This window comes from Methylohalomonas lacus (assembly GCF_024808875.1).
Classification (GTDB): domain Bacteria; phylum Pseudomonadota; class Gammaproteobacteria; order Methylohalomonadales; family Methylohalomonadaceae; genus Methylohalomonas; species Methylohalomonas lacus.
Genome location: NZ_JANUCT010000021.1, coordinates 41,119 through 48,040 on the forward strand (window position 1 = coordinate 41,119; position 6,922 = coordinate 48,040).

The following is a 6,922-nucleotide window of genomic DNA, read 5'->3' on the forward strand; positions in this document are numbered from 1 at the left end:
ACTCATTAGCCAGGCTTCCACATTGTTCGCGGCTGGGTCGCTGCTCCTAGTGGGGATTCAAACCAGGAGATTCCGGATAGCCGCCATGCGGCTTCCGGAATGACGCGGTTTTTGTTGATCGCGGCATTGAATAAGCTGTCATTCCGGCCGACCGCAGGGAGAGCCGGAATCCATTTTGGGTTTGTCGGTGTTGGCCGGGCATGCCCCGAACCGCAAGAAAATATATAATCGCCAGAATGTCTGATTCCATACTGCCCGTCATACTGTGCGGCGGCTCGGGGACGCGTCTGTGGCCGCTGAGCCGTGAATCGTTTCCCAAGCAGTTCGTGCCGCTGATCGAGGGCAAGAGCCTGCTGCAGCTGACGCTGGAGCGGGTCAAGCCGCTGTCCGGCAGCGCCGTCTGCATCACCAACAACGAGCACCGTTTCCTGGTGCAGGAATCCATGGAGGCCGCCGGTATCGACGGGCGGCAGTTCCTCGAGCCGGCCGGGCGCAACACGGCGGCGGCGATGACGGTGGCGGCGCTGAACAGCGCGGCCGACGATCTGCTGCTGTTCCTGCCGGCCGATCACCACATCCCCGACGTCGACGCGTTCGCCCGCACGGTGGCCTCCGGGGTACCGGCAGCTACTGACGGCTATTTCGTCACTTTCGGCGTGCAGCCAACCTATCCCAGTAGCGCCTACGGCTATATACAAAGCGGAGAAACGCTGGACTCGGCGGCCAGCTGGGTGGCACAGTTCGTCGAGAAGCCGACCGCCGAGAAGGCGCAGCAGATGCTGCTGGCCGGTGGCTATTTCTGGAATGCCGGCATATTCCTGGTGCGGGCGGCGACGCTGCTGGACGCGGTGAAAAAGCATGCCGAGGATATTTTTACCGCCTGCGAGCAGGCTGTGGCGCAACAGACCGAGGACGGCAGTTTTGTCCGTTTGGGTGGGCCGGCATTTCTGGACTGCCGCAGCGAGAGCATCGACTATGCCGTGCTCGAGCATCATGACCGTGTTGCCGTGGTACCGTTTGCCGGTGCCTGGAGCGACGTCGGCAGTTGGAACGCCGTCGCCGAACTGAGCCCGGCGGACGACCACAACAACCGTGTCAGCGGCCAGGGACATACAGTCAATGCCAGCAACACCTACATCAACGCGCCGCACCGGCCCGTAGTGGCGCTGGGCACCGACAATTTGCTGATCATCGATACGCCGGACGCGCTGCTGGTTGCCGATACCCGCCAGGCCGAGCAGGTCAAGCAGGTCGTGCAGTTGCTGAACGAACAGGCATCGCCGCAGGCGGTAATGCACCGGCGCGTCGCCCGGCCCTGGGGGTGGTATGACAGCATCGACGCCGAGGCCAATTTTCAGGTCAAGCGCATCATGGTAAAGCCGGGCGCCAAGCTCAGCCTGCAGCTGCATCACCATCGCGCCGAGCATTGGGTGGTGGTCAAGGGTACTGCGCGGGTGACCAACGGTGACGCGGTATTCGATTTACATGAGAACCAGTCGACCTATATCCCTATCGGTACGCAGCATCGGCTGGAAAACATCACCGACCAGCCGCTGGAGATCATCGAGGTGCAGTCCGGCGATTACCTCGGCGAGGATGATATCGTGCGGCTGGATGATACCTACGGTCGAGCCAATTAGAAATTTGGTATGGGTCCTGAAGGGAGTGGGGAGACATTAAACAACATTATTAATAATGGCGCCGATTCTTGTTAGTTTTTCGCCGCTGAATAACTCGGAATGCTTGCAATCTATTATGTGGTAATTTGCGTTTCGGAATGCATAAGAGAATACTCCCCTTTCCATCAAGTGAGCTCTAGCTGAAGACAAAATGATTTCTGTTGGGCAGGGAGAAGATGTACATAGAAAAGTTGTGGCCCTAAGCTTTAACAGCATGCGATATCTGAAAGATGGTTCGCACCTGGTTAGCCAATTTCTGGATTTGTAGATTCTCAGTGAATCGTATGCATATCTATGAATCATACTAATAAATAGTCTTGGTAGTTGTTTGTGTCGCATAAAGGGTAAATTCACAGGTGGATCTATAAGTACAAGTTTATTTGGCTCAAGCCCTTGATTCTTTAAAGAAAAAGCCAGTTCAGTGGCCAGTATGCTACCGGCGCAGGAACTTATCAGGACTTGGTTCGGTTGTAGTGTTTTTTTGGGGAATTCATTTTGTATCCAGTTAGACAGGCTTTTAAGAGTGGGGGCCCTTAAAAGACCAAGTTCTTTTGTGCTCTCTGCCAGTTCTATAGATTCTGTCGGACTTCTATCAGGTAGGACTTGCCTGAGTTTTCTGGACAGCCCAAGAGTCCCACTCAAAGCGGGAATTATAAGAATAGGATTATGCATTTTCATTCAGTGAAAAATAAGATTCATAAATTACTTTTAAGTAATTATGGCATGGATGAGATTGGCGGATTATCTGATCCCTACATAAGTGTTGAATCAAGGGGTGTAACCTCATTTGTGGTCATCGACCCTGAGCCGGCTAAAGAAATACTTATATCAGATTCCTTCCAAGAATATAAATATTCAAATATTTTTGGTCAAATACTGGCTTCATTGAAATCCGATAGCCAGGGTTTGATCAGATTTTTCAGTAATTCACCTCTGGAACAGGGTGCTCGTACTGAGACACATGATGTCTTAAGACATGAATATAAAAAAATTTATGACAGGGTCCTGAGTTATGAGCCTGAGCACCCTGAGATTTCTTCGAAAAGGATATTCACAAAGGACTATGTGGATCTTTATATGGATTCATATTTTAGAAGAGCCTTTAGAGACTTGTTGGGATCGGATGCCTGTTATGAAGAAATAACTGCATCCAAGGGTATAGATGTTTTTGATATTTTTTCCAATCCTTCAAGAATTCTCTCTGTCAGCAAGGAGCTTGACGGGTTTTATGAACAATATCCTCATGATGATTTATCCCTGGATAAAGAGATCAGGGAGAATCCCGAAGCTTTTCTGACCATGCTTCTTATGGGCCGGGATCCTTTGACTGTTACCATGGCATGTTGGCTTAACAGCATTTTGTCAGGTGAGAATCCTGATTCAAAAGATTTTCGAGCGGTGTCGGCTACTAATTTTATACCCAGAATCTGTACCAGGGATACGGTGATTGGCGGTATCAATTTTAAAGAGGGACAGTTAGCTTACCTTCTGCTGGCGGGAGCCAACAGAAGTGAGAAGTTGAAAAGCAGAATAGGTCTGGCTTTTGGTTATGGTGCACATTTCTGTTTGGGGTATCAATTTGCCGACAAAATTTTCAGAAAGTTCAAGGCTGACTTCGATTATAGCCATACTGATATGATGCTGCCGTCTAAAAGGGTTATCAGGAATGCCTTTTCTGAATTTGTTAAGGAGGATTTGTGAAGGAAAACTTTAAGTCTGTAGTTTCCAGCTTTCTCGGCAAGTCGGTTACAGACGATGATCTTGAATTGCCACTGGATCAGTTCGATCTGGATTCACTGGAGGCCATGGAGTTGATCATGCAGCTGGAGGAAAAACTGGATGGTTCTCTGGATACGAGTGATTTGCCGATAGATTGCACGCTTAATCATCTTTATCAGAGAATTCACAAATAACAGAATTCTCCGGAGATACAGCAGACCCGCCTCAGCCGAATGGAAGTAGGCTATGTCGTGTAGTCTGATTCTTGCGCGGCGAGATCGCCGCTCCTGCGGACATTGGGCACGGCTTCCGGATAACGCCTGCGGCGTTTCCGGAATGACAGGCTTTTCATACAGGTGAAGGTTCGGTTCGTCGTCATTCCGGCCGACCGGCAGGGAGAGCCGGAATCCATAGTTACTGGGGTTTCAAAGTTTCCAGTGATTGCCGACGAAGCGTACCGGTTTATCGCCCCGGTAAAAGCGCGAGGCTTCGGTGGCGAAACGGATGTAGCGCGCCCGGGCTTCGGCGGTGGGGGCGACAAAACGCTCGTCATCGGTCAAGGGCGGCTCATCATGTTGCTGTGCCGCCAGTTCCCTTAAAGCCCTGCGCTCGTCGTTAGTCAGTCTGGCCATACCAGTGTTTCAGTTCCGACAGTCGTCCGCTCATGTTGAAAATATCAAGGTAGTCCCCGATAAGGTGCCAGTCAATTGATCGGCCGTCATGCGCGGCGGACTGTAGCAGCAACCTGATGTCCAGCCAGTCCTGCGTTTCACGTTGTGGATCATTCACCGTCGCCTGGATCTTCAGGCCGATGATGTCCTCACTTTGTAAAACGGGAACCCTACGTTCAGGGGTTATCGCCAGCCGTTCTGCGCGATCGAGCATGCCGATCGATGGACTGCGAAAGGCATGCAATATATCAATACGGCCGCTGTCGGGAGCTTCTGATCGATAGTGCGAAATATTGTCCGAGTGATAATAGCGGTTGTAACCGGCTGCCTGGAGAATTTCATCCGCTTTCTCCAGGTCTTCCAGCAACAGCAGAAAATCCAGATCGACCGTGGCGCGTTGCACACCGCGCATGGCCATCGCGAAGCCGCCGATCAGGGCGTAGTGCAGTCCGGCCTGGTCAAGCTGGCCGCAGACTTCATCGATGGCGTGCTGAAAATCCATAGGTCGGTTGCTATTATCCGTGTTTGATGCCAGTTTTAGAACAGTAGTTGGTAGACTAGGCCGATAGCGGCGCTGCCCAGCAGTGTAGTCAGCATGCCGATTTTGTATCTAAGCATGGCGAGCACCGCGCCGGCGCACAGTAGCACGGCGAACGGGTCGAGGCTGGTCGCGATTGGCAGTTCGAAGTCCAGTATGCCGTATTCGAAGTCCCGTAGTTCCCTGAAGACAACGTGCAGCGCAAACCAGATAGCGAGGTTGAGGATCACGCCGACGACCGCCGCAGTGATGGCCGACAGGGCCGCATTTAACCGTTGATTGCCGCGCAGGGCCTCGATGTACGGGGCGCCGAGGAATATCCACAGAAAGCAGGGCAGGAAGGTCACCCAGGTCGTGAGCACGGCACCCAGTGTGCCGGCCAGCATCGGCGGCAGACTGCCGGCGTCACGGAAGGCACCCATGAAGCCGACAAACTGCACGACCTGGATCAGCGGCCCCGGCGTGGTCTCGGCCATGCCGAGACCGTCGAGCATTTCGCCCGGTGCCAGCCAGCCGTAGATGTCCACCGCCTGCTGGGCGATGTACGCCAGCACGGCGTAGGCACCGCCAAAGGTGACAACGGCGGCCTTGCTGAAGAACCAGCCTTCCTGAAAGTAGACGCTGTCGCTGCCGAGCACGGCGGCGAGTGCCGCCAGCGGCCCGAACCACAGCGGCAGAAACACGGCCAGCAGCTTCACCGCGCGCAGCCGGGAAGGGCTGACCTGGCGGGCGCTGTCCGCTTCGGCAACAGGTTCTCTCAGCGGTGCATGACCGGCGCTGAAATAATGCGCCGCCAGCAGACCGCACAGCGCCGCGGAGACGATGATCAGCGGAAACGGGATGGCCAGGAAGAAAATACCGACGAACGCCAGTGCGGCGATGACAATATGCAAACGCCCCTGCAGCGCGCGCCGGCCGATGCAGATCACCGCGTCGATGACGATCGCCAGTACCGCCGCCTTGAGGCCGTAGAACAAGGCGCTGACCAGCGGCAGCTGGCCGTAGCCGGCGTAGAGGATGCTCAGCACCAAGATGCTGATAAAGCCGGGCAGGATGAACAGCAGACCGGCCGTCAGGCCGCCGCGGTAACCGTGCAGCAGCCAGCCGCTGTAGGTGGCCAGCTGCGTGGCTTCCGGCCCCGGCAAAAGCATGCAGTAGTTCAATGCATGCAGGAAGCGGGATTCGCTCAGCCAGCGCTTTTCGTCAACCAGAATGCGATGCATGACCGCGATCTGCGCGGCGGGGCCACCGAAACTGAGCAGGGCGACGCGGACCCAGACGCGCAGGGCTTCACGGAAAGGGATCGACGCTGGCACGGAACTTCCTTGATAAGTGTTGTTCAACCATAACGCATTGCGTTATATGACGCAATGCGTTATGGTTGATTCATGATTGCTTCATTCGCCGGCAGGGAAGCCGAGCGAATCTGGTCTGGCATACGCTCGCGCAAGCTGCCATAGGGTATCCAGCAAGTCGCCCGCCGCAAGCTGCGCATGCTGAACAATGCCGGCAGTTTACGGGATCTGCGCGTGCCGCCGGGCAACCTGCTGGAACGATTACAGGGTAACAGAGAAGGACAATACAGCATCAGAATCAATGAACAATGGCGTCTATGCTTTCATTGGCATGCCAACCAGGCTTGGAGAAGTCGCCATTGTTGATTATCACTAGATTATGGTCCGAGGTTTATGGCGATGAAGAAACTGGCCAACGTTCATCCTGGTGAAGTATTACTGGAAGAGTTCATGCAACCCATGGAGCTGAGCCAGAATCGTCTGGCGCGCGAAATCGGTGTTTCCCCACGGCGCATCAATGAGATCGTGCATGGAGAACGGGCCATCAGCGCTGATACCGCGCTGCGCCTGGCGGAGTATTTCGGCAATGACCCGCGTTTCTGGCTTGGATTGCAGGTGGATTACGATCTGGAAGAGGCCCGACACGCCCGGAATGCCGCCTGAACCAGCTGCAGGGCATTCAGTAAATTCGACCGTATAAGGCATAGGACACTTTTTCAGGTAACGCCTGACCTTAAAAGGCTTGTTTGAAAGTTACCATCAGATTCAGCATGTGAATATCTTCTTCTTACAGCCTAAACGGTGTCGGGTCGGGGCAGTTGGCGTTGGCGCACCTGTTCATCGCGCCAGTCTGGATGAGCCGGACGTGCTGTAAGGCGGCTCATCCCGGGTGAGGAAATGGCAATAAAAAACCCCGGCCTGGGCCTAATACCATTCAGTTAAGGCAGTTGCGTTTTTTAGGATGGATGGGATATTGGGTTTTATTTCTTCTGACGGCCCTCGGTTTCGGGGGCCGTTTTC

7 protein-coding genes and 1 pseudogene are annotated in these 6,922 nt (G+C 54.1%); 5 read left to right on the forward strand and 3 right to left on the reverse strand.

Features of this window, described 5'->3' with window-relative positions; all coding sequences use genetic code 11:
* Window positions 1–236 precede the first annotated feature (236 nt).
* The 3 genes from J2T55_RS11990 (at window position 237) to J2T55_RS12000 (ending at window position 3,592) form a co-directional block, all read left to right on the forward strand.
* Window positions 237–1,640 carry a mannose-1-phosphate guanylyltransferase/mannose-6-phosphate isomerase gene (locus J2T55_RS11990; protein ID WP_259057260.1) on the forward strand — a complete coding sequence of 468 codons (1,404 nt, stop codon included), beginning with the start codon at window positions 237–239 and terminating at the stop codon, window positions 1,638–1,640.
* 720 nt (window positions 1,641–2,360) lie between these two features.
* Entirely contained in the window at window positions 2,361–3,380 is a 1,020-nt protein-coding gene (locus J2T55_RS11995; protein WP_259057263.1) for a hypothetical protein, read from the forward strand.
* Window positions 3,377–3,592: an acyl carrier protein gene (locus J2T55_RS12000; RefSeq protein WP_259057265.1), complete on the forward strand. Its 216-nt coding sequence runs from the start codon at window positions 3,377–3,379 to the stop codon at window positions 3,590–3,592. Before J2T55_RS11995 ends, J2T55_RS12000 begins: the two co-directional genes overlap by 4 nt.
* Window positions 3,593–3,823: 231 nt before the next feature.
* Here J2T55_RS12000 and J2T55_RS12005 read toward each other — a convergent pair whose 3' ends face one another.
* Genes J2T55_RS12005 through chrA form a run of 3 tightly spaced genes read right to left on the reverse strand, consistent with a single transcriptional unit; the run spans window position 3,824 to window position 5,923 of the window.
* A complete protein-coding gene (locus tag J2T55_RS12005; protein ID WP_259057266.1) occupies window positions 3,824–4,030 on the reverse strand; it encodes a hypothetical protein in 207 nt (68 codons plus the stop codon).
* Complete coding sequence (locus J2T55_RS12010; protein ID WP_310521988.1) at window positions 4,014–4,679, reverse strand: nucleotidyl transferase AbiEii/AbiGii toxin family protein; 666 nt, start codon at window positions 4,677–4,679, stop codon at window positions 4,014–4,016. Before J2T55_RS12010 ends, J2T55_RS12005 begins: the two co-directional genes overlap by 17 nt.
* Window positions 4,607–5,923, reverse strand: a complete 1,317-nt coding sequence (gene chrA / locus J2T55_RS12015; protein ID WP_259057269.1) for a chromate efflux transporter — start codon at window positions 5,921–5,923, stop codon at window positions 4,607–4,609. The genes J2T55_RS12010 and chrA overlap by 73 nt, the downstream gene beginning before the upstream one ends.
* A gap of 72 nt (window positions 5,924–5,995) precedes the next feature.
* Between chrA and J2T55_RS12020 the strand changes: the two are divergent.
* Window positions 5,996–6,278 (forward strand): annotated as a pseudogene (locus tag J2T55_RS12020) (type II toxin-antitoxin system RelE/ParE family toxin).
* 23 nt (window positions 6,279–6,301) lie between these two features.
* Entirely contained in the window at window positions 6,302–6,565 is a 264-nt protein-coding gene (locus J2T55_RS12025) for a HigA family addiction module antitoxin (RefSeq protein ID WP_259057291.1), read from the forward strand.
* The last annotated feature ends 357 nt before the right edge of the window (window positions 6,566–6,922 follow it).

Coding starts and splice junctions, on each gene's coding strand:
- J2T55_RS11990 (WP_259057260.1), top strand. CDS start 237: ATGTCTGATTCCATACTGCCCGTCATACTGTGCGGCGGCTCGGGGACG.
- J2T55_RS12025 (WP_259057291.1), top strand. CDS start 6,302: ATGAAGAAACTGGCCAACGTTCATCCTGGTGAAGTATTACTGGAAGAG.
- J2T55_RS12005 (WP_259057266.1), bottom strand. CDS start 4,030: ATGGCCAGACTGACTAACGACGAGCGCAGGGCTTTAAGGGAACTGGCG.